This window comes from Haloparvum sedimenti, assembly GCF_001462205.1.
Lineage (GTDB): Archaea > Halobacteriota > Halobacteria > Halobacteriales > Haloferacaceae > Haloparvum > Haloparvum sedimenti.
This window is the reverse complement of sequence record NZ_LKIR01000142.1, coordinates 50609-68245: the sequence shown is the minus strand read 5'-3', so window position 1 is coordinate 68245 and position 17637 is coordinate 50609. Positions and strand designations below refer to the sequence as shown.

21 protein-coding genes are annotated in these 17637 nt (G+C 71.6%); 8 read left to right on the top strand and 13 right to left on the bottom strand.

Going from position 1 to position 17637, the window contains the following annotated elements; translation table 11 throughout:
* The 8 genes from AN233_RS14905 to AN233_RS14870 all read right to left on the bottom strand — a co-directional run.
* On the bottom strand, positions 1-535 hold a 535-nt coding region (locus AN233_RS14905; RefSeq protein ID WP_125920050.1), incomplete at its 3' end, for a M20/M25/M40 family metallo-hydrolase.
* Positions 535-1671, bottom strand: a complete 1137-nt coding sequence (locus AN233_RS14900) for an aspartate aminotransferase family protein (RefSeq protein ID WP_058367556.1) — start codon at positions 1669-1671, stop codon at positions 535-537. The genes AN233_RS14900 and AN233_RS14905, both read right to left, overlap by 1 nt.
* The gene (locus tag AN233_RS14895; protein WP_058367555.1) at positions 1671-2543 is read right to left on the bottom strand and encodes an acetylglutamate/acetylaminoadipate kinase; all 873 of its coding nucleotides are present in this window, start codon (positions 2541-2543) and stop codon (positions 1671-1673) included. Before AN233_RS14895 ends, AN233_RS14900 begins: the two co-directional genes overlap by 1 nt.
* On the bottom strand, positions 2540-3595 hold the full coding sequence (argC, locus tag AN233_RS14890; RefSeq protein WP_058367554.1) for an N-acetyl-gamma-glutamyl-phosphate reductase: 1056 nt from the start codon (positions 3593-3595) through the stop codon (positions 2540-2542). Before argC ends, AN233_RS14895 begins: the two co-directional genes overlap by 4 nt.
* Positions 3592-4494 carry a lysine biosynthesis protein LysX gene (lysX, locus tag AN233_RS14885; RefSeq protein ID WP_058367553.1) on the bottom strand — a complete coding sequence of 301 codons (903 nt, stop codon included), beginning with the start codon at positions 4492-4494 and terminating at the stop codon, positions 3592-3594. Before lysX ends, argC begins: the two co-directional genes overlap by 4 nt.
* Position 4495: 1 nt before the next feature.
* The gene (gene lysW / locus AN233_RS14880) at positions 4496-4666 is read right to left on the bottom strand and encodes a lysine biosynthesis protein LysW (RefSeq protein ID WP_058367552.1); all 171 of its coding nucleotides are present in this window, start codon (positions 4664-4666) and stop codon (positions 4496-4498) included.
* A gap of 224 nt (positions 4667-4890) precedes the next feature.
* Positions 4891-6366 (bottom strand): argininosuccinate lyase, encoded by a 1476-nt coding sequence (argH, locus tag AN233_RS14875; protein WP_058367551.1) that lies wholly within the window; start codon positions 6364-6366, stop codon positions 4891-4893.
* A gap of 3 nt (positions 6367-6369) precedes the next feature.
* Positions 6370-7656, bottom strand: coding sequence for an argininosuccinate synthase (locus AN233_RS14870; protein ID WP_058367550.1), 1287 nt, complete (start codon positions 7654-7656; stop codon positions 6370-6372).
* 416 nt (positions 7657-8072) lie between these two features.
* Between AN233_RS14870 and AN233_RS14865 the strand changes: the two genes are divergently transcribed.
* Positions 8073-8984: a ketopantoate reductase family protein gene (locus tag AN233_RS14865; protein WP_058367549.1), complete on the top strand. Its 912-nt coding sequence runs from the start codon at positions 8073-8075 to the stop codon at positions 8982-8984.
* Between the two features lie 70 nt (positions 8985-9054).
* Here the strand turns inward: AN233_RS14865 and AN233_RS14860 are convergent, their stop codons facing one another.
* Positions 9055-9279, bottom strand: coding sequence for a DUF7556 family protein (locus AN233_RS14860; protein WP_058367548.1), 225 nt, complete (start codon positions 9277-9279; stop codon positions 9055-9057).
* 316 nt (positions 9280-9595) lie between these two features.
* On the opposite strand from AN233_RS14860, the gene AN233_RS14855 reads away from it, so the two are divergent.
* From AN233_RS14855 to AN233_RS14845, 3 genes are all read left to right on the top strand, one after another.
* Positions 9596-10444 (top strand): CBS domain-containing protein, encoded by an 849-nt coding sequence (locus AN233_RS14855; RefSeq protein WP_058367648.1) that lies wholly within the window; start codon positions 9596-9598, stop codon positions 10442-10444.
* A 2-nt stretch (positions 10445-10446) separates the two neighbouring features.
* The gene (gene glyS / locus AN233_RS14850) at positions 10447-12234 is read left to right on the top strand and encodes a glycine--tRNA ligase (RefSeq protein ID WP_058367547.1); all 1788 of its coding nucleotides are present in this window, start codon (positions 10447-10449) and stop codon (positions 12232-12234) included.
* 75 nt (positions 12235-12309) lie between these two features.
* Positions 12310-12942, top strand: a complete 633-nt coding sequence (locus AN233_RS14845) for a hypothetical protein (RefSeq protein ID WP_058367546.1) — start codon at positions 12310-12312, stop codon at positions 12940-12942.
* Positions 12943-13071: 129 nt separating this feature from the next.
* On the opposite strand, the gene AN233_RS14840 is transcribed toward AN233_RS14845, so the two are convergent.
* Positions 13072-13239 carry a DUF1931 family protein gene (locus AN233_RS14840; RefSeq protein WP_058367545.1) on the bottom strand — a complete coding sequence of 56 codons (168 nt, stop codon included), beginning with the start codon at positions 13237-13239 and terminating at the stop codon, positions 13072-13074.
* A gap of 272 nt (positions 13240-13511) precedes the next feature.
* Here AN233_RS14840 and larB point away from each other — a divergent pair, with 272 nt between their 5' ends.
* From larB to AN233_RS14830, 3 genes are all read left to right on the top strand, one after another.
* Positions 13512-14303, top strand: coding sequence for a nickel pincer cofactor biosynthesis protein LarB (gene larB / locus AN233_RS14835; protein WP_058367544.1), 792 nt, complete (start codon positions 13512-13514; stop codon positions 14301-14303).
* Positions 14304-14502: 199 nt separating this feature from the next.
* On the top strand, positions 14503-14655 hold the full coding sequence (locus AN233_RS18445; protein WP_449271526.1) for a DUF7563 family protein: 153 nt from the start codon (positions 14503-14505) through the stop codon (positions 14653-14655).
* A gap of 119 nt (positions 14656-14774) precedes the next feature.
* Entirely contained in the window at positions 14775-15035 is a 261-nt protein-coding gene (locus AN233_RS14830) for a GIY-YIG nuclease family protein (RefSeq protein WP_058367543.1), read from the top strand.
* Between the two features lie 9 nt (positions 15036-15044).
* Here AN233_RS14830 and AN233_RS14825 read toward each other — a convergent pair whose 3' ends face one another.
* From AN233_RS14825 to AN233_RS14815, 3 genes are all read right to left on the bottom strand, one after another.
* Positions 15045-15575, bottom strand: a complete 531-nt coding sequence (locus AN233_RS14825; protein WP_058367542.1) for an NADPH-dependent FMN reductase — start codon at positions 15573-15575, stop codon at positions 15045-15047.
* A gap of 75 nt (positions 15576-15650) precedes the next feature.
* A complete protein-coding gene (locus AN233_RS14820) occupies positions 15651-16100 on the bottom strand; it encodes a universal stress protein (RefSeq protein ID WP_058367541.1) in 450 nt (149 codons plus the stop codon).
* A 95-nt stretch (positions 16101-16195) separates the two neighbouring features.
* Entirely contained in the window at positions 16196-16825 is a 630-nt protein-coding gene (locus AN233_RS14815) for a TMEM165/GDT1 family protein (RefSeq protein WP_058367540.1), read from the bottom strand.
* Between the two features lie 223 nt (positions 16826-17048).
* On the opposite strand from AN233_RS14815, the gene AN233_RS14810 reads away from it, so the two are divergent.
* Entirely contained in the window at positions 17049-17510 is a 462-nt protein-coding gene (locus AN233_RS14810) for a universal stress protein (protein WP_058367539.1), read from the top strand.
* Positions 17511-17637: the final 127 nt, after the last annotated feature.

The window sequence follows — 17637 nt, the reverse complement described above, 5'->3', positions numbered from 1 at the left end:
CCGCGTCGCGGTCGGCGACGAGGTGGCGCGCGCCGCGGGAGTCCGTCTCCTCGCCGACGACGCCGACGAACGAGACGCCGGTCGCGACCGCGGCGACGGCCATCGCCACGAGGGGCCCGGTCGCGTCGACCGTCCCACGGCCCCACAGCGCGGGGCCGTCCTCCTCGTACGCCTCGGCCGGCTTCACCGCGACCGGGATGTCGCCCGGTACGGTGTCGACGTGAGAGGTCAAAAGCACCGAGTCGTCGGCGGGCGCGCGGACGTTCCCGACCTCGTCGATCCACGCTTCGCGACCGTTCGCCGCGAAGAACTCCTGTAGGCGCTCGGCCGCGGCTGCCTCCTCGCCGGAGGGCGAGGGGATAGACACCAGGTCGTACAGCAGCTTGCGGGCCGGCGTGTCGCAGGCGTCGGGGTGGTCCCCGTCGCCGCCCGCGACGATCTCCGCCTCGGGAACGCCGCCGCTTTCGGCGCCCGCCGTCTCGCCGGTCCCGGCCGCGTCCGACTCAGTCGTGTCTGCTTCGCCGTCGCTCGCCATCACGAGAGCACCTCGGTGAACGCCTCGACGAACGCGTCCGCGTGTGCCTCCTCGGCGACGAGCGGCGGCAGCAGGCGCACCACGCTGCGACCCGCGGGAAGCGCGAGCACGCCGTGGTTCACGGCCAGATCGCGGAGGACGCGGTTCGCCCCGCGTTTCACCTCGATGCCGACCATCAGGCCCGACCCGCGGACGCTCCGCACCGGCAGGTCGTGCTCGTCCGTGGTCGCCTCGATCTCCGAGACGAGGTAGTCGCCGAGCTCCTTCGCGTGGGCGGGCAGGTCCTCCTCGACGACCGCGTCCAGCGTCGCGTTCGCGGCCGCACAGACGACAGGTCCGCCCGAGAAGGTCGAGCCGTGGTCGCCGGGCGACTCCGCGACCCAGTCCGCGACGAGCGTCGCGCCCATCGGCAGGCCGTTGGCGATCCCCTTCGCCGTCGTGAGGATGTCGGGGACCACTCCCGCCTGCTCACAGGCCCACAGCGTCCCGGTCCGACCGACGCCGGTCTGGATCTCGTCGAAGACGAGGGCGGCGTCCGCGTCGGCGGTCGCCTCGCGGGCCGCCTGCAGGTAGTCGACGGTGGCGGGGTGGATCCCGCCCTCGCCCTGCACGGGCTCGAGGAACAGCGCGGCGGTGTCGTCCGTGATCGCGTCCTCGAGCGCGTCCGCATCGCCGTACTCGATGAACTCCACGTCACCCGCCAGCGGCTCGAACGGGGCCTTATATTTCTGTTTCCACGTCAGCGCGAGCGCGCCCATCGTCCGGCCGTGGAACGCGCGCTTGGTGGCGACGATCTTCGAGTCGCCGGTCGCGGCGCGCGCGAACTTCATCGCGGCCTCGTTGGCCTCCGTGCCGGAGTTACAGAGCCAGACGTTGTCCAGATCGCCGGGCGCCAGCGCCGCGAGCTTCTCGTAGGTCTCCGTCCGGGTGTCGACGGGGTAGGAGGCCTGTACGTAGGTCAGCGCCGCGGCCTGCTCCTGGACCGCCTCGGTGACGGCCGGGTGCGAGTGACCGAGCGGCGTGCAGGCGTAGCTCGCGCCGAAGTCGAGGTATTCGGTGCCGTCCGATCCGGTGAGGTGGACGCCCTCGCCGGACTCGATCGTGATCGGCTTCTCCGAGAAGACGAACCCCGACATCAGGCCTCCCCCTCCTCGGCCAGCGCGGCGGCCGTGATGTGGGTCCCGCCGTCGCCGAGCGCGTTGACCACGGGGTCGCGCACGTTCGCGTCCGCGACGACGACCTCCGGGGAGCCCCCGGAGAGCGCCTCCTTGGCCGCCATGACCTTCTTGCCCATGAACCCCTCCGCGGCCGCCTCCACGTCCGCGAGGTCGCCGGGCGTCGTGGCGGCGTCGATCAGGGTCTCGGGGTCGTCCGGGTCGGCGTAGACGCCGGCCACGTCCGTCAACAGGACCAGCTCGGCGCCGAGCGCGCCCGCGATCGCCGCGGCCGCGCGGTCCGCGTCCGTGTTGACCGCGGTGACGCCCCCGTCGGACTCCTGGCCCGCCATCGGCGGCGAGACGACCGGGACGTAGCCGTCGCCGAGCAGCGTCGAGAGCAGGTCCGCGTTGACCGACTCCGGCTTGCCGGAGTGGTCGCCGCGGCGGATCTTCTTCCTCCCGCCCTCGACGACGCGGACCGCGGACTTGCGGGGCCCCGAGAGGACGCCGCCGTCGACGCCCGAGAGGCCGACCGCATCGACGCCCGCCTCGCGTAGCGTCGCGACGAGGTCGGTGTTGACCTGGCCCGCCATCGCCATCGTGAACGCCTCCATCGTCTCCGCGTCGGTGAAGCGGCCGGTGACGCCGGAGGCCGACTCCACGTACTCCGGCTCGACGCCGAGCCGGTCCAGCAGGTCGTCGACCGCGGTCGACCCGCCGTGGACCACGACCACGTCGCGGCCGTTGGCGACGAGGTGGGCCACGTCCCCGACCGCGCCGGCCGGATCGACCGCCTTCGCGCCGCCGACCTTCACGACCACCGGCGGCTCCGCGCTGGCGTCGTCGCTCACGGCGACCCCACGGGGTGAAGCCCCTGGAACTCCAGGCCGGCAGTTTCCTCGAAGCCGAGCGCGACGTTGGCGGCGTGGACCGCCTGTCCGGCCGAGCCCTTCATCATGTTGTCGATGGCCGAGAAGACGACGACGCGCTCGTTGCTCGCGTCGAGCTCGAAGCCGACCTCGCCGTAGTTCGTCCCGGCGACCGCCTTCGGCTCGGGGTAGCGGTAGACGCCGCCCCCGCCCGACACCATCCGCATGAACGGCTCCTCCTCGTAGGCGCCGCGGTAGGCGCCCCAGAGGTCGCCCTTCGAGACGGGCCCGTCCGGGAAGACGTGGCAGGTCGCGGACGCGCCGCGGACCATCTCGACCGCGTGGACCGTGAAGGAGACGTCCAGCCCGAGGTAGGCGCCGATCTCCGCCTCGTGGCGGTGGCTGATCGGCGCGTACGGACGCACGACGCCCGAGCGCTCGGGGTGCGAGGAGGCCGCGCCGCCGCCGGCGCCGCCCTCCGAGGAGCCCACTTTCACGTCGACCACGACCTCGCCGGTGTCGGGACCGAGCACGCCCGCGTCCACGAGCGGCTTCAGCCCGAGCATCGTCGCGGTGGCGTTACAGCCCCCGCCGGCGATCAGCTCCGCGCCGGGGAGGTTCTCGCGGTTCAGCTCCGGGAGCGCGTACTCGGCTTTGTCGAGGTACTCGGGCGCGTCGTGACCCTCGTACCACTCGTCGTAGAGCGCGGCCTCCGGCAGCCGGAAGTCCGCCGAGAGGTCGACGACCGTGTCGGCCGCCTCGAAGTAGCGGTCGATCTGTTCCATCGAGACGCCGTGGGGCGTCGCCGCGAACAGCACGTCAACCGACGCGATGTCCTCGGGGTCCGAGAAGCGCAGGTCGAGCCCGCGCAGGTTCGGGTGGACCGAGCCGACGGTCTTGCCGCCCGCCGACCGCGAGGTGGCCTGCTCGATGTCGAAGTTCGGGTGGCCGGCCAGCAGGCGAAGCAGTTCGCCGCCCGCGAAGCCGGTGCCGCCGATCACGCCCGCGGTGAGCGTCTCGCCGCCCGCGGTCACGGTGCGGTCACCTCGACCGCGTCGTCATCGTTTCCCGCGGCCGCCTCCGCCTTCGTCTCCAGCCAGTCGACGACCGCCGCGGGCACGTCCGTCTCGACCGCGGAGTTCAGCGCCTTGAACTCCACCGTGTGGTTCACCTCGTGGACGGTGTACTCGCCGGAGCCCTCGCCGCCGACCTCCATCAGGTCGACGCCGAGCAGGCCGCCCCCGACCGCGTCGGAGGCCGTCTTGACCAGGTCCGCGACCGTCTCGTCCACCTCGAAGGCGGTCACCTCGCCGCCCTTCGCGGCGTTCGTGAGCCAGTGGTCCGAGGTGCGGGTCATCGCGGCGACCGGCTCGCCGTCGACGGCCACGACGCGGATGTCGCGGCCCGGCTTGTCGACGAACTCCTGGACGTAGAACACCTTGTGCTCGTAGTGGCCGAGCGTCGCCTTGTGTTCCAGAATCGCCTCCGCGGCGCTGCGGGACTCGATCTTCGCCATCAGGCGCCCCCACGAGCCGACGACCGGCTTGAGGACGCAGGGGTAGCCGAACTCCTCGATGGCCTCCAGCGCCGCGTCCGTGGTGAACGCCACCTCGGTCGCGGGCGTGGGCACGCCCGCCTCCGCGAGCGCGAGCGAGTTCTTCGCCTTGTCCGCGCAGACGTCGGCCGTCTCCGGCCCGTTCACGACCGGGACGCCGTAGCTGTCGAGGAAGCGGCTCGCGTACAGCGAGCGGCTGGTCGACAGACAGCGGTCGACGACGATGTCGAGGTCCTCGACGTTCGCGGTCGTCGACTCCAGCCCGAAGCGCTCCTTGCGCACGTCGATCTTCTCGACCTCGTGGCCGCGGTCGCGCAGCTCCGCGAGGAGCAGCTTCTCGTCCTTCCGGATCCGGGAGTAGAGAAGGCCGACCTTCATCTCACTCCCCCCAGTCCTCTTCGAGCTCCGGGGCTCGATCGAGGACCGGCGGGGAGACGTCGATCACTTCGAGCTCTGCGCCGCAGGTTCCACAGTCGATGATCTCTCCGACCTCCAGGTCGTCGTAGAGGGACACGTCCCCTCCACACTCGACGCATTCGGCTTGGGTCATTGTCGTACGCTCACCTACTGCGTTGAGGGACATAAAGGCATCGAACTTGTCGGATAATTTATGCAATTGCACACACCGCTAACGGACAGAAAAAGGCCATCAGAACCGCCCTGTGAAATCACGTCTCGGATTTCTGTTGTTATCTGTCCCCTCGCGGGGACGGCGGGAGCGGTCGCGGCGGGCGCGGGCGAGTCGCGTCCGCACCGCCGACCGCGGGCAGCGTCTCAGACATAGTCGGCCACCTCCGCCTCGAGGGCGTCGGCCGCCTCTGCGAGCGCGTCGCGGTGCGCGTCGACCGCCGCGGCGTCGGCCTCGACCGCGTCGCCGGCGGCCGAGAGCTCCTCGGCGACCGCCGCGGGGGCGGGGCCGCCGGCGGAGTCGCGGCTCGCGACGCTGTGGGCGGGGTCGAGCGCGTCCTCCACGTCCTGACGGCTCACGTACGCGAACACGGACTCCCCCAGTACCTCGGCGGCGGCCTCGTCAACTTTTGCGGCGGCGGTTGCCGGGTCCATCCCGTCCTCGACCGCCTCGGCGGCCGCGGCGACGATCTCGTGGGCCGTGCGGAAGGGAAGGCCGGCCATCGCCAGCAGGTCCGCGACGCCGGTCGCCGTCGAGAACCCCTCGCCTGCGGCGGCCGCGAGCGCCTCGTCGTTCCAGTCGGCGGTCGCGACTGCGCCGGCCGCGACGCGGGTCGCCTCCGTCACCGCGTCCGCCGCCTCGAAGACGCCGGGGTGGACGCGCTGCAGGTCGCGGTTGTACGCGCGTGGGAGCCCCTTCAGCGCGGTGAGCGTCCCGGAGACCTCGCCGACCGCGTCGCCCGCGACGCCGCGGACCAGTTCGAGGGTGTCCGGGTTCTTCTTCTGGGGCATGATCGAGGAGGTCGACGAGTAGTCGTCGTCCAGCTCCACGAGCCCCTTGTTCGCGTAGATAATCACGTCCTCCGCGAGCCCCGACAGCGTCGTCGCGTGCGTCGCCAACGCGCTCGCGGCCTCCGCGAGGAAGTCCCGCGAGGCGGCGGCGTCCATCGAGTTGCGGACGGTGCCGTCGAACCCGAGCAGGGCGGCCGTGCGGTCGCGGTCCACGTCGAAGGGCGTCCCCGCGAACGCGGCCGCGCCGAGCGGCGAGCGGTTGGTCCGGTCGTAGGCGTCCAGCAGGCGCGCGGTGTCGCGGGCGACCGCCGACTCGTAGGAGAGGATCCAGTGGGCCACCGTGATCGGCTGGGCCGGCTGGAGGTGCGTGTAGCCGGGCATGACCGTCTCGACGTGCTCGCGGGCGGTCTCCACGAGCGCCTCGCGCAGCGTGACGGTCGCCGCGGCGGCGTCCAGTAGGTCCCCGCGTAAGCGGTACCGGATGCAGGTCGCCACCTCGTCGTTGCGCGAGCGCGCGGTGTGCATCTTCCCGCCGTCCGGGCCGACGCGGTCGATCACCGCGGTCTCGATGGCCTCGTGAACGTCCTCGCCGTCCGGGAGCGCGCCGTGGCCCGCCGCCTCCACGTCCGCGAGCGCCGCGAGGATCTCGCCGGCGACGCCGCCCTCGACGATCCCCTGCTCCGCGAGCATCACCACGTGCGCGCGGTCGACCGCGAGGTCAGCCGCGAAGATGCGCTCGTCGGCCGCGAGGCTCGAAAGGAACTCCCGCGCGGGGCCGCCGCTGAAGCGGTCGCGGCGGACGGCCGTCTCGGGGGCGTCGCCGTTCGTCATCGGTCAGTTCTCGCCCAGGTAGTCGTCGGCGTGTTCGGCGACGGTATCGGAGCTGGTGTCCGCGGCCGTTGCGTCCGCTTCCGCGCCACCGTCCGCCGCGAGCTCCGGCTTCTCGACGCCCGCGTGGATCTCGTTGGCCAGGCGCTCCTGGAGGCCGTGGTACTTCGCGACGCCCGTGGCGTCCTCCTGCGCGATGCCGGCCACGTCCTCCGTGTTGAACGAGGCCATCTCCTCGGAGTACACCGCGTACTCGGAGTCGCGGGCGACGACGCGGCAGCTCCCGCCGGAGACCTTCACGGTCGCGGTGCCGGTGACCGCGGTCTGCGTCTCGTCGATGAACGCTTCCAGCGCGTCCACGACCGGCGCGAACACGAGGCCCTGGTACGCCTTCTCGGACCACTCCTGCTCGATGCTCTTCTTCGAGGAGCGCTCGCCCTTCGTGAGCACGAGGTCCTCCAGCGCCCCGTGGGCGGTCAGCAGGACGGTCGCGGCCGGGTGCTCGTAGTTCTCGCGCACCTTCAGCCCGAGCATGCGGTCCTCCATCACGTCGGTGCGGCCGACGCCGTACTGGCCCGCGTACTCGTTGAGGTACTGGATCAGCTCGACGGGAGCCATCTCCTCGCCGTCGACCGCGACCGGGACGCCCGCCTCGAAGGTCACCTCGATGGTCGTCTCGCCCTCGGGCTCGGCGGTCCACTCGTAGATGTCCTCCGGCGGGATGTAGTCGGGATTCTCCAGCTCGCCGCCCTCGACCGCGCGCGACCAGATGTTCGTGTCGATGGACCAGACGCCGCCGTCGCCGGCCTCGACGGGCAGGTCCTTCTCGGCCGCGTACTCGATCTCCCACTCGCGGGTGAGCCCGAGCTCGCGGACGGGCGCGATGACCTCCAGGTCCGAGCCGCGCCACACGGTCTCGAAGCGGAGCTGGTCGTTCCCCTTCCCGGTGCAGCCGTGCGCGACCGCATCGCAGTCTTTCTCCTTCGCGACCTCGAGGATCGCCTCGGCGATGACCGGGCGCGCGAGCGCCGTGCCGAGTGGGTAGCCCTGATAGGTCGCGTTCGCCTTGACGCCGGTGAAGCAGAGCTCCGCGAACTCCGCCTTGGCGTCGACGACGTAGTGTTCGAGCCCGAGCGCCTCGGCCGTCTCCTCGGCCTCCTCGAACTCCGCCTCGGGCTGGCCGACGTCGACCGTGACGCCGACGACCTCGTCGTAGCCGTACTCCTCTTCTAAGATCGGGACGCAGACGGTCGTGTCAAGTCCACCGCTGAACGCGAGTGCCACGCGTGTCATTACCGGAGTAGAACCGCTTCATCCCCTTAAATTCCGCGATTTTATTTTTGGAAGAAAAAGGCGGCGTCGTCACTCGCCACGACGAATAGCGTGGTAACTACGGGGTGAAACGGTGCGACGCGACGAGGGAAGTGAGGAATTACTGGCCACGGAGGGCCGGTCGCGTCGCGTCCGGGGCCGGTCGTCGGCCCGCCGGACGCGGCGCTCGTCGCGGTCGCGGCGCTCGTCGGACTCGGGCGAGACCGGAGTCGTGACGAGCGTCCGCGCTCATTGACAGTCCGTAGCCACCCAACCCTACTAAAGCCTTTCGCGGCGGCAGATATCCGGTGTCACTGGTTCCCACAGCCGGAGCACGGACCGGTCACGACGCCTGCTCGACCGCTACGCCTTTTTGAATCGGCCGCGCAACGGTGCCCATGGAGATCCTCGTCTTCGGCGCCGGCTCGCTCGGCAGCCTCGTCGGCGGGCTGCTCGCGCGCGCCCACGACGTGACGCTCGTCGGGCGGGACCCGCACATGCGCCGCGTCCGCGAGGACGGCCTCCGGGTCGAGGGGGCGGTCGAGGCCCACACCCACCCGCGGGCGCTCACCGACGGCACGGACCGGGCCGCGGACCTCGCCGTGGTCACGACGAAGGCGTACGACACGGACGCGGCCGCGCGGGCGCTCGCGACGGGCGAGTACGACGCGGTGCTCTCGCTCCAGAACGGCCTGACCGAGGAGCGACTCGTCGCCGGCCTCGACGCGTTCGTCCTCGCTGGAACCGCGACCTACGGCGCGCGCCTCCGCGAGCCCGGTCGCGTGGAGTGTACCGGCGTCGGCGAGGTGCTGATCGGACCGCTTTCGGGCGGGGTGGACCGGACGGCACGTCGGACCGCGGAGGCGTTCGCCGACGCGGGGATCGACGCCCGCGCGGTCGGAGACATGCCGCGCCGCCGCTTCGAGAAGCTGGCGGTCAACGCGGGGATCAACGCCCCGACTGCGCTGGCCGACCTCGACAACGGCGCGCTCGTCGACGGACCGGCCCGGAGCGTCGCCGCGGAGGCCGCACGCGAGGTCGCCCGCGTCGCCCGCGCCGAGGGCGTCGCTCTCTCCGAGGCGGACGCGGTCGCGGCGCTGGAGGACGTCGCCGACGCGACCGCCGCCAACCACTCCTCGATGCGACAGGACCTGACCGCCGAGCGCCGCACCGAGGTCGACGCCATCTACGGCGCGGTCGAGGAGCGCGCCGACGCCGCCGCCCTTCCGGTCCCGACCTGTCGCACGCTGGCGGCGCTGATCCGGGCGTGGGAGGCGGACCGCGGGCTCCGGCCGGGCGGCGGGGACTAACTCGCAACTGACAGAACCGGCGCGGCTGACAGAAATAGCGCGGCCGGCAGAACCGGCGTGACGCGACCGCTCAGCACCACTCCTCGAGGACCGCGGCGTCGACCTCCGCGACCGACACCCACGCGTCCTCCCGGGACACGTCCGCGATGACGAACTCCGGTCGCTCGTGTGTGGCGTCGACGGACGCCATCACGTCCGGGGACTCCGGAAACGCGAGCGCGTCGTTCGCGTCCGGCAGCGCCGGGGGGTTGGGGTTCGTGTCCGGCTCGTCCCAGGGAGTGGAACTCCGTGACATGGTTGGTAGAACCTACCAGACAAATATAAACATGTCGGAGAGACATCGATGGATCCTCGATCTGTTCACGAACGTGCTTATGAATCGGCGGCACGGCGCGGGGATCGCCGCGGATCCGTCGACCGCACACGACGTTTTCGCGAACTGTCAGGCGATCGCCGACGCGGCGGACCGCCACGCGCGGTGCCGCGAGCGTCAGCAGCCGCGGTCGGCGCGTCGAGACGCGCCACAGCCGGGCGCGAGACGGGACGAGCGACCGCGAACGCGTCCGCACACCTTCGCAGTATACAAGAGGACCGCCGGTGAAGGACGGGTCATGAAGGTAGCCGACGCGATGACCCCCCGAGACGACCTCGTGGTCGTCGAGCTTCCCGGGACGCGCGACGACGTGCTCGAGTACATCCAGGAGTACGGCTTCTCCTCGGTCCCGGTCGTGAAGGAGACCGACGAGGGCGAGGTCTACCGCGGGCTCGTCTCGCGGGACGACCTCATCGAGCAGCCGGACGAGAACCAGCTCGCGATACTCATGCGCGATGTGCCTACCGTGAGCGCCGACGCCGGCATCCGCGAGGCGGCCGACCTGATGGTGACCGAGGACGCCCGCCGGGTTCCCGTCGTTGACGGCGACGAGCTGCTCGGGATCCTCACCGTCACGGACGTGATCCGGGCGATCGCCCGCGGTGAGGTCGACGGCGAGACCGCGGTCGGCGACCTGGCGACCGCGGCGGTCAACGCGACGTACGTCGAGGCGCCGCTCCCGGTCGCCGGTCGCGAGATCGCGCTCTCGGAGGTGCCCTACGCGGTCACGCTCGACGACGACGGCGCCATGGCGGGCATCCTCACCGAGGTCGACGTGCTGGACGTGGCCCGCGTCGTGGAGGGCGAGGACGACACCGGCGAGAGCGTCGCCAACCAGGACGACGACTGGGCCTGGGAGGGGATCAAGGCGGTCGGCAACCGCTACTTCCCGACCCGCAACGTCGAGATCCCGGCCGGTCCCGTCCGCGAGTTCATGACCGCGGACGTGGTCACCGTCTCGAAGCGCCGCACGGCCAAGGAGGCGGCCCAGGAGATGATCTCCACCGACATCGAGCAGATCCCCCTGGTCAGCGGCGGTGAGCTCGTCGGCGTCGTCCGCGACGTGAACCTGCTGGAGGGCATCTGAGGATGGCCGGCACGGAGATCGTGGAACTGGCCAAGCGCCGGGGGTTCTTCTTCGGTTCCAACGGCGCCTACGGCGGCACCGCGGGCTTTTACACGTTCGGCCCGCAGGGCGCGGCGCTCAAGCGCAACGTCGAGGACGCGTGGCGCGACCGCTTCACCGTCGCCGAGGGGAATCAAGAGATCGAGGCCCCGAACATCATGCCCGAGGCCGTCTTCGAGGCGTCGGGCCACCTCGACGGCTTCGACGACATGCTCGTCGAGTGCGGCGAGTGCGGCGAGTCCCACCGCGCGGACCATCTCGTGGAGGGTGCGACCTCCATCGAGGACGCGGAGGCGCTACCCGGCTCCGAGGTGGAGCTTCTGATCCGCGACCACGGCATCGCCTGCCCCTCCTGTGGCACGCCGCTCGCGGGCCAGGACGTGGAGGACTTCAACCTCATGTTCGCGACCGACATCGGCCCCGGCGACTCCCAGCCCGGCTACCTCCGCCCGGAGACCGCGCAGGGCATCTTCGTGGAGTTCCCGCGGCTCAAGGAGTACGCCCGCGGCCGGCTCCCGTTCGGCGTCACGCAGGTCGGCGCCGCCTACCGCAACGAGATCTCGCCGCGCGGCGGCCTGCTTCGGCTCCGCGAGTTCACGCAGGCGGAGCTGGAGCAGTTCATCCACCCCGAGGACGACGAGCCGCCGCTGTGGAAGGTCGCTGACGTGGAGGTCCTGCTGTACCCCGCCGACGAGCAGGAGGCCGAGGACGGCGACTACGTCGAGACGACGGTCGGCGAGGCGGTCGACGAGGGTGTGGTCGGCTCCCCGTGGGTCGGCTACTACCTCGGCGTCGCCCAGGAGTGGTACGAGCGTGTCGGCGTCGACATGGACCGGTTCCGGTTCCGCCAGCACCTCCCGGGCGAGCGCGCCCACTACGCCGCGGACTGCTGGGACGCCGAGTCCGAGGTCGACGGCGACTGGATCGAGATCGCGGGCTTCTCCTACCGCGCCGACTACGACCTCTCGAAGCACGGCGAGTACGGCGACGACGCCTTCACCGTCTTTCAGCGCTACGACGAGCCGAAGACGGTCGAGCGCGCGACGGTTGACCCCGACATGGCCACGCTCGGCCCCGAGTTCGGCGGGCGGGCCGCCGCGGTCGCCGAGGCGCTGGAGGACCTGGCCGCCCGCGACCCCGACGCCTTCGAGGCGGACGCGGTGAGCGTCGAGGTCGACGGCGAGACCGTTACCGTCGACGCGGACGTGGCGAACTTCTCCGTCGAGGAGGTCACCGAGAACGGCGAGCACGTCACGCCGCACGTCGTCGAGCCCTCCTTCGGCGTCGGCCGGACGGTCCAGACCCTCCTGGCCCACGCCTACCGCGTCGACGAGGTCGACGGCGAGGAGCGCTCGTACCTCTCGCTGGAGCCGGCGCTCGCCCCGACCGACGCCGCGGTGTTCCCGCTCGTGACCAACGAGGAGACCCTCGTCGAAACCGCGCGGTCCGTGGCCAACGACCTGCGCGAGCAGGGCCTCTCCGTCGCCTACGACGACTCCGGCTCCATCGGCCGGCGCTACCGCCGCCAGGACGAGGTCGGCACGCCGTTCTGTGTCACCGTCGACCGCGACGGGCTGGAGGGCGACGGCCCGGACACCGTCACGGTCCGCGAGCGCGACACGGCCGCACAGGTCCGCGTTCCGGTCGACGGCCTCGCGGACGCGCTCGCGCCGCTGCTGGCGGGCGAGGATTCCTTCGAGTCGTTCCTCGACGCGTACGAGACCGTCGACAGCGGCGTGGAGACGCAGTAGCGCGATGGCCGAGGCACCGTCGCGCGACGACGGTCGGGGGTCGTCGCGCGACGACGGTCCGGGGGTCGACGCGCGATGACGGAGGCGGCGGATGGGGAACGCTCCCGCAGCTGGCGCGAGCGCGTCGAGCTGGAGCGCCGACTCGTCCACGCCGCCGGCGTCGGCTTCGTGGTGCCGTATCTGATCGGATGGCTGTCGTGGGCGGAGACGCGACTTCTGCTGGCTGCCGGGCTGATCGTCGTCGCCCTGCTGGAGTTTCTCCGACTGGCCGTCGGGCTCGATCACGCCGTCTACCGCAAGCTGACGCGCCCCTACGAGGTCGACAACGTCGCGGGCTACGCGCTCTACATGCTGAGCATGGCCGGCGCCGGAATCCTTCTCCCCCGACCGGTCGCGATCCCCGCGATGCTGATGCTGGCGCTCGGCGACCCCGTCAGCGGTGCGCTCGGCGACAACGCGGCCGACGAGCCGAAGCGGCCGCTCGTGTGGATCGCGATGTTTCTGACGTGTCTGGCGCTGGCGCTGCCGTTCACCGTCGCCGCCGCGGGGCCGACCGCGGGCGCCGCCGCCGCGGCCCTGGGCGCGCTCGGCGCGACGGTCGCCGACGGGCTCCCGCCGATCATCCGCGGGTATCCCGTCGACGACAACCTCACGATCCCGCCGGCCGCGGCCGCGGGGCTCCTTCTCGGGTTCACCCTCGTCGGCTGAACGACGACGTCGCGGACGGACGCCACAGACGGGGACGGAGCCGCCGCTACGGGCCATGAAAGAACCTCCGGGTCCGCGCCGGTGAGACCGGCGGGACGCGGAGAAAGTTACGTGTGGGGTCGCCCGGAGTTACAGGTCGCGCGGCTGGACCGTCTTGCGGTCGTTCGCCTCCGCGCGGCGGGCGGCGTCCTCGAGCAGCTCATCGACTTCCTCGTCGAGCGCCTCGTAGAAGTCCGACGCGACGTTCTTCTCTTCGAGCGCTTCCTTGACGGCTGCCTTGACAATGAGGTCTGCCATGCACTCGGGTCTTCCCCGTCACCGTTTATAAGATTTCCTGAATTCGACGGATACGAGGCGCCTGCAGGCTGTTCGGACGGGGGTGCGTGTCACTCACCGACATAAATCTTCCGGGCCGAATCGGCTGAAACCTGCCACGGACCGGGCGGCAACCGGCTCCGAGTCGGTCCCGGCCCGCCGGAAGCGGTCAAAGCTGCCGATAGCCGAGGGGTGCCGGTCTCGCGCGCGCCCGGACCGACAACTACGACTCCGGCGAGCGCCACGGATCGGCCATGCGCGAGACGCTCGCCGCGCTCGCGGCCGGGGACATCTCCGTCGCGGAGGCGGAGTCCCGGCTGGCGGGCTACGCGACGACCGAGGCCGGGCGGTTCGACGCCGCCCGCGAGCACAGACGCGGGATCCCCGAAGCGGTCCTCGCGGAGGGGAAGACCGCGGCCGAGACCGCCGCGCTCGCGGTTACTGCGGTCGAGACCGCCGGCCGCGCGGTCGTCACCAGAACCAGCACGGAGACGGCCGCGGCCGTTCGCGAGGCGGTCGACGAGTCCGTTCCGGACGCGACCGTCGACCACGACGAGCGCACGCGGACCGTCGTGGTCCACGCGCCCGACTTTGAGCCGCCGTCGCTGGACGCCCGCGTCGCGGTCGTCACCGCGGGGACTTCGGACGCACCGGTGGCGGGCGAGGCCGCGACCGTCGCCGCGGAGATCGGCGCCGACGTGGACCTGATCGAGGATGTCGGCGTCGCGAGCCTCCTTCGGATCGTCGACCAGCTCGACCGCATCCGCGGGGCCGACGTCGTGATCGTCGCGGCCGGTCGCGAGGGCGCGCTTCCCACCGTCGTCGCGGGGCTCGTGGACGCTCCCGTCATCGGCCTCCCCGTCGGGACGGGCTACGGCGTCGGCGGCGAGGGGGAAGCGGCGCTGTACGGCACCCTCCAGTCCTGTACGGTGCTGACGACCGTCAACGTCGACGCCGGCTTCGTGGCCGGCGCACAGGCCGGCCTGATCGCCCGGACGATCGACGGAACGAGCGGCGCTGCGGACGGGGAGTCGAACGGAGAGTAACCGCGGAGTGACGGCGCGTCGAAGTGACGGATCGTCATTGGTTCCTGCCCGTCACCGACCGATCTTGCGAGAGTTTTACACTCGGTCGATTATTTTTCGGGTAGACGCCCACAACCCCTCGAAACGCGGAGAGGACAAGGGTATTTCAGCGTCGCTCCCGTACTGAGGGCCGCCGGCAAGCGGTGGATGCCGGTCCAACATGCCAACCTGCGACAACTGCGGGTCGCACGTGTCGGACCGCTTCGCCCGTGTGTTCGCGGACGAGGTCGGACAGCTGCTCGCCTGTCCGGCCTGTTCGGCGAACGCCGGGATCGCGGAAGCGGCGCGAGAGCGCACCCGTACGCAAAACTGAGGGAGTCGCCGCCCCGCCATCCCTCGCGCCCGCTCGACGCCGAGCGCGACCGACCGCACGACCGGGGGCGGGGCGGCCCCGGAACCGGGATTCTTTAGCGCCCGCGTCGAAGCGGGGGCGTGCACTACGTCTACGTGCTGGAGTGTGCCGACGGGACGCTCTACACCGGCTACACCACCGACGTCGAGCGACGCGTCGCCGAACACGACGCCGGCGAGGGCGCGAAGTACACCCGCGGGCGCACGCCGGTCGAGCTCCGCCACGTGGAGTCGTTCGAGACGAAATCGGCCGCGATGTCCCGCGAGCACGCGATCAAGCAGCTCTCCCGGACCGAGAAGGAGCAACTCGTGGCGTCGGGCGAAGCCGCCGGGTCGCCGTAGCATATCCACTCAGCGGCGCAGGCGTTCGGCGTGTTCGTACACCTCGAGGCCGAGCGTCTCCGTCCGATCGCGGAGGGCGTCGTCCGTGAACGCCCCGTCCGCGAAGACGCCCGACGCGCCGCGGATCCCGACCTGATGCGGGACGACCCACGCGTGGACGTTCCGCATCGTCGCGCGGACGTGTTCGAGCGTTGCGCCGTACGACCCCCCGCCGGCCGTGGCGACGAGGCCGACCGCGGTGTCCTCGTAGTCGTCACGGCCGCAGTAGTCGTGGAAGTTCTTGAACGTCGAGGAGTAGGAGCCGTGATAGACGGGCGTCCCGACGACGACGCCATCGGCCTCGCGCACGCGCCGGCGGAGCGCCGCGCTCTCGCCCTGATCGTCGCGGTCGGGGTGGTACAGCGGCAGATCGACCGCGCCGAGGTCGATCAGGTCCGTCTCTGCGCCCGCCGCGGCCGCGGCGTCGAGCGCGCACGACACCGCCGCCCGCGTGTAGCTCTCCGCTCGGCGACTGCCGGAGACGCCGACGATAGTGGTCATTGCCTGATCTCCGCGGTCCGTCGCCAAAAGCGCCGCGAGACGTTTCGGCTCCGGAATCCCCCCGGTCAGCGCCGCTTACACCGAGAGCACGGGCTGGCTCGCGTACAGCAGGACGTACTCGGCGGCCTTCTCCAACACCTCGCCGGGGTCGCCGGAGACCGGTTCGCGGGGGACGACGAGGAAGTCGGCGTCGAGGTCCTCGGCCGTGTCGAGGATCACGCTCCCCGGATGGGTGGTCTTCACCTTCGTGGAGAAGCCGTAGGCGATGGAGGTGGTGGTCTTCACGTCGAGGTCGGCCGCGTGCTTGCGGACCTCCTCGGTGAACGCCTCCGTGTCGGCGGCGACCTCCGACTCGTCGACCGCCCCCGTCTCGATGGCGCGGACCACGTCCTCGCCGAGCACGTACACCGCGTGCATCGTGGCGTCGTACTCGTTCGCGACCGCTATCGCGTACTCGACGGCCTCCTGTGATTCCTCGCTGCCGTCGACCGGCGCCAGCACGAGGTCGATCTCGAGGTCGACCATACTCCCCGGTCGTCGCCGGCCGTCAAAAACCTCCGGTTGCGCGGTCGAACGTCGGTCCACCTCCCACGGCCGCCGCGGGCTGCCGGCTCTGGCCGCTACAGCGGCAACAGCGACCGTCCGAACAGCGCGCCCGCGAGCGCGTCCACGCCGAAGGCGACGAACACCGCCCCCGCGACGCGCCGGACCAGCGCCGGTCGGATCCGGTCGGAGAGCCGGGCGGACGCGAACGCCGTCACCGCCGTCACGGGCACGAACGCCGCCATCACGCCGACCCACACGGCCGGGTCCGCGCCGTACCGCACCGCGAGCGCGATGGTGATAAGCTGCGTCTTGTCGCCGATCTCGCCGACCGCGAACAGCCCGAACGCGGCCGCGAACCCCTCGTAGCCGGGCGGCGAGATCCCCTCGATCCGCGACAGCAGCGTCTCCTCGCGGTCCGCCGTCGGCAGCGACACCGCCGGCAGCAGGTACCACGCGCCGACCGCGAGGAACAGCAGCCCCATCGTCGCGCTCACCGCGGCCTCGGGGAACGCGCCGCGCAGCGCGTCCGCCACGAGGATCTCGACGACCGTCCAGCAGCCGAACGCCAGCGACGCGCCCGCGACCACCCGCCACGGGTCGTACCGCGTCGCCAGCCCGGCGACGACGAACTGCCCCTTCTCGCCGGGCAGCGCCAGCAGCTGGAGGCCCGCGGCGACCGCGACGATCTCGATCCAACCGGCCATTCGCCCGGCGGTACGGCACGGACGCGTAAAGGCGTGGCCGATGCGGCCGACGGGGTCATGTTCGCCGCTCCGTGGATCGACACCGTCCGCACGCCGCGCACTCGCACGCTGCGCCACCCGTGCACCACCCGCGCGGCACCGCCCGCACGCCGCACCACCCGCACGCCGCGCCATCCGCCCGGCACCGCCCGCTTTTAAGCCCCGTCGCGGCGAACGCCCGTCCATGTTCGAGACCATCGTCATCGCGACGGACGGCTCGGAGAGCGTGAGCCGAGCGGTCGGCGTCGCGCTGGACATCGCGGACCGGTTCGACGCCACGGTCCACGCGCTGTACGTGGTCGACAGCGGCGAGGTCGAGTCCTCGCCCGACGCCGTCCGCGAGGACCTCCGCGACGCCCTCGACGCGCAGGGCCGGGAGGCGCTCGACGAGGTGCGCGAGCGCGCCGCCGAGACCGTCGCCATCGACGTCGAGGGCACCGTCCGCGAGGGCCGTCCCGCGGCCGAGATTGCCGCCTACGCCCGCGAGGTCGACGCCGACTGCGTCGCCACCGGCACCCGCGGCCGCCACGGCGAGAACCGGTTCCTGATCGGCTCCGTTGCCGAGCGCGTCGTCCGCACCTGCCCCGTCCCCGTGCTGACGGTCCGCCAACTCACCGGCGAGGACCCGCGGCGGACGACGATCTAAGAACCTCGACCTTTTTCTGCGTCGGGTTCGCGCGGCGCAAGCGCCGCGCTCACCGCTCCTTGAAAAATGTCGATCAAAAAGGGGCCGCGGTCGGCGCTGCGGGCGCTTCGCGCCCTCGCGCCGCCGC

What these genes read in the sequence shown, in the direction of transcription:
- AN233_RS14900 (WP_058367556.1), bottom strand. Translation starts at nt 1,671, where the DNA reads ATGTCGGGGTTCGTCTTCTCGGAGAAGCCGATCACGATCGAGTCCGGC.
- lysX (WP_058367553.1), bottom strand. Translation starts at nt 4,494, where the DNA reads ATGAAGGTCGGCCTTCTCTACTCCCGGATCCGGAAGGACGAGAAGCTG.
- lysW (WP_058367552.1), bottom strand. Translation starts at nt 4,666, where the DNA reads ATGACCCAAGCCGAATGCGTCGAGTGTGGAGGGGACGTGTCCCTCTAC.
- argH (WP_058367551.1), bottom strand. Translation starts at nt 6,366, where the DNA reads ATGACGAACGGCGACGCCCCCGAGACGGCCGTCCGCCGCGACCGCTTC.
- AN233_RS14870 (WP_058367550.1), bottom strand. Translation starts at nt 7,656, where the DNA reads ATGACACGCGTGGCACTCGCGTTCAGCGGTGGACTTGACACGACCGTC.
- AN233_RS14865 (WP_058367549.1), top strand. Translation starts at nt 8,073, where the DNA reads ATGGAGATCCTCGTCTTCGGCGCCGGCTCGCTCGGCAGCCTCGTCGGC.
- AN233_RS14860 (WP_058367548.1), bottom strand. Translation starts at nt 9,279, where the DNA reads ATGTCACGGAGTTCCACTCCCTGGGACGAGCCGGACACGAACCCCAAC.
- AN233_RS14855 (WP_058367648.1), top strand. Translation starts at nt 9,596, where the DNA reads ATGAAGGTAGCCGACGCGATGACCCCCCGAGACGACCTCGTGGTCGTC.
- glyS (WP_058367547.1), top strand. Translation starts at nt 10,447, where the DNA reads ATGGCCGGCACGGAGATCGTGGAACTGGCCAAGCGCCGGGGGTTCTTC.
- AN233_RS14845 (WP_058367546.1), top strand. Translation starts at nt 12,310, where the DNA reads ATGACGGAGGCGGCGGATGGGGAACGCTCCCGCAGCTGGCGCGAGCGC.
- AN233_RS14840 (WP_058367545.1), bottom strand. Translation starts at nt 13,239, where the DNA reads ATGGCAGACCTCATTGTCAAGGCAGCCGTCAAGGAAGCGCTCGAAGAG.
- larB (WP_058367544.1), top strand. Translation starts at nt 13,512, where the DNA reads ATGCGCGAGACGCTCGCCGCGCTCGCGGCCGGGGACATCTCCGTCGCG.
- AN233_RS18445 (WP_449271526.1), top strand. Translation starts at nt 14,503, where the DNA reads ATGCCAACCTGCGACAACTGCGGGTCGCACGTGTCGGACCGCTTCGCC.
- AN233_RS14825 (WP_058367542.1), bottom strand. Translation starts at nt 15,575, where the DNA reads ATGACCACTATCGTCGGCGTCTCCGGCAGTCGCCGAGCGGAGAGCTAC.
- AN233_RS14820 (WP_058367541.1), bottom strand. Translation starts at nt 16,100, where the DNA reads ATGGTCGACCTCGAGATCGACCTCGTGCTGGCGCCGGTCGACGGCAGC.
- AN233_RS14815 (WP_058367540.1), bottom strand. Translation starts at nt 16,825, where the DNA reads ATGGCCGGTTGGATCGAGATCGTCGCGGTCGCCGCGGGCCTCCAGCTG.
- AN233_RS14810 (WP_058367539.1), top strand. Translation starts at nt 17,049, where the DNA reads ATGTTCGAGACCATCGTCATCGCGACGGACGGCTCGGAGAGCGTGAGC.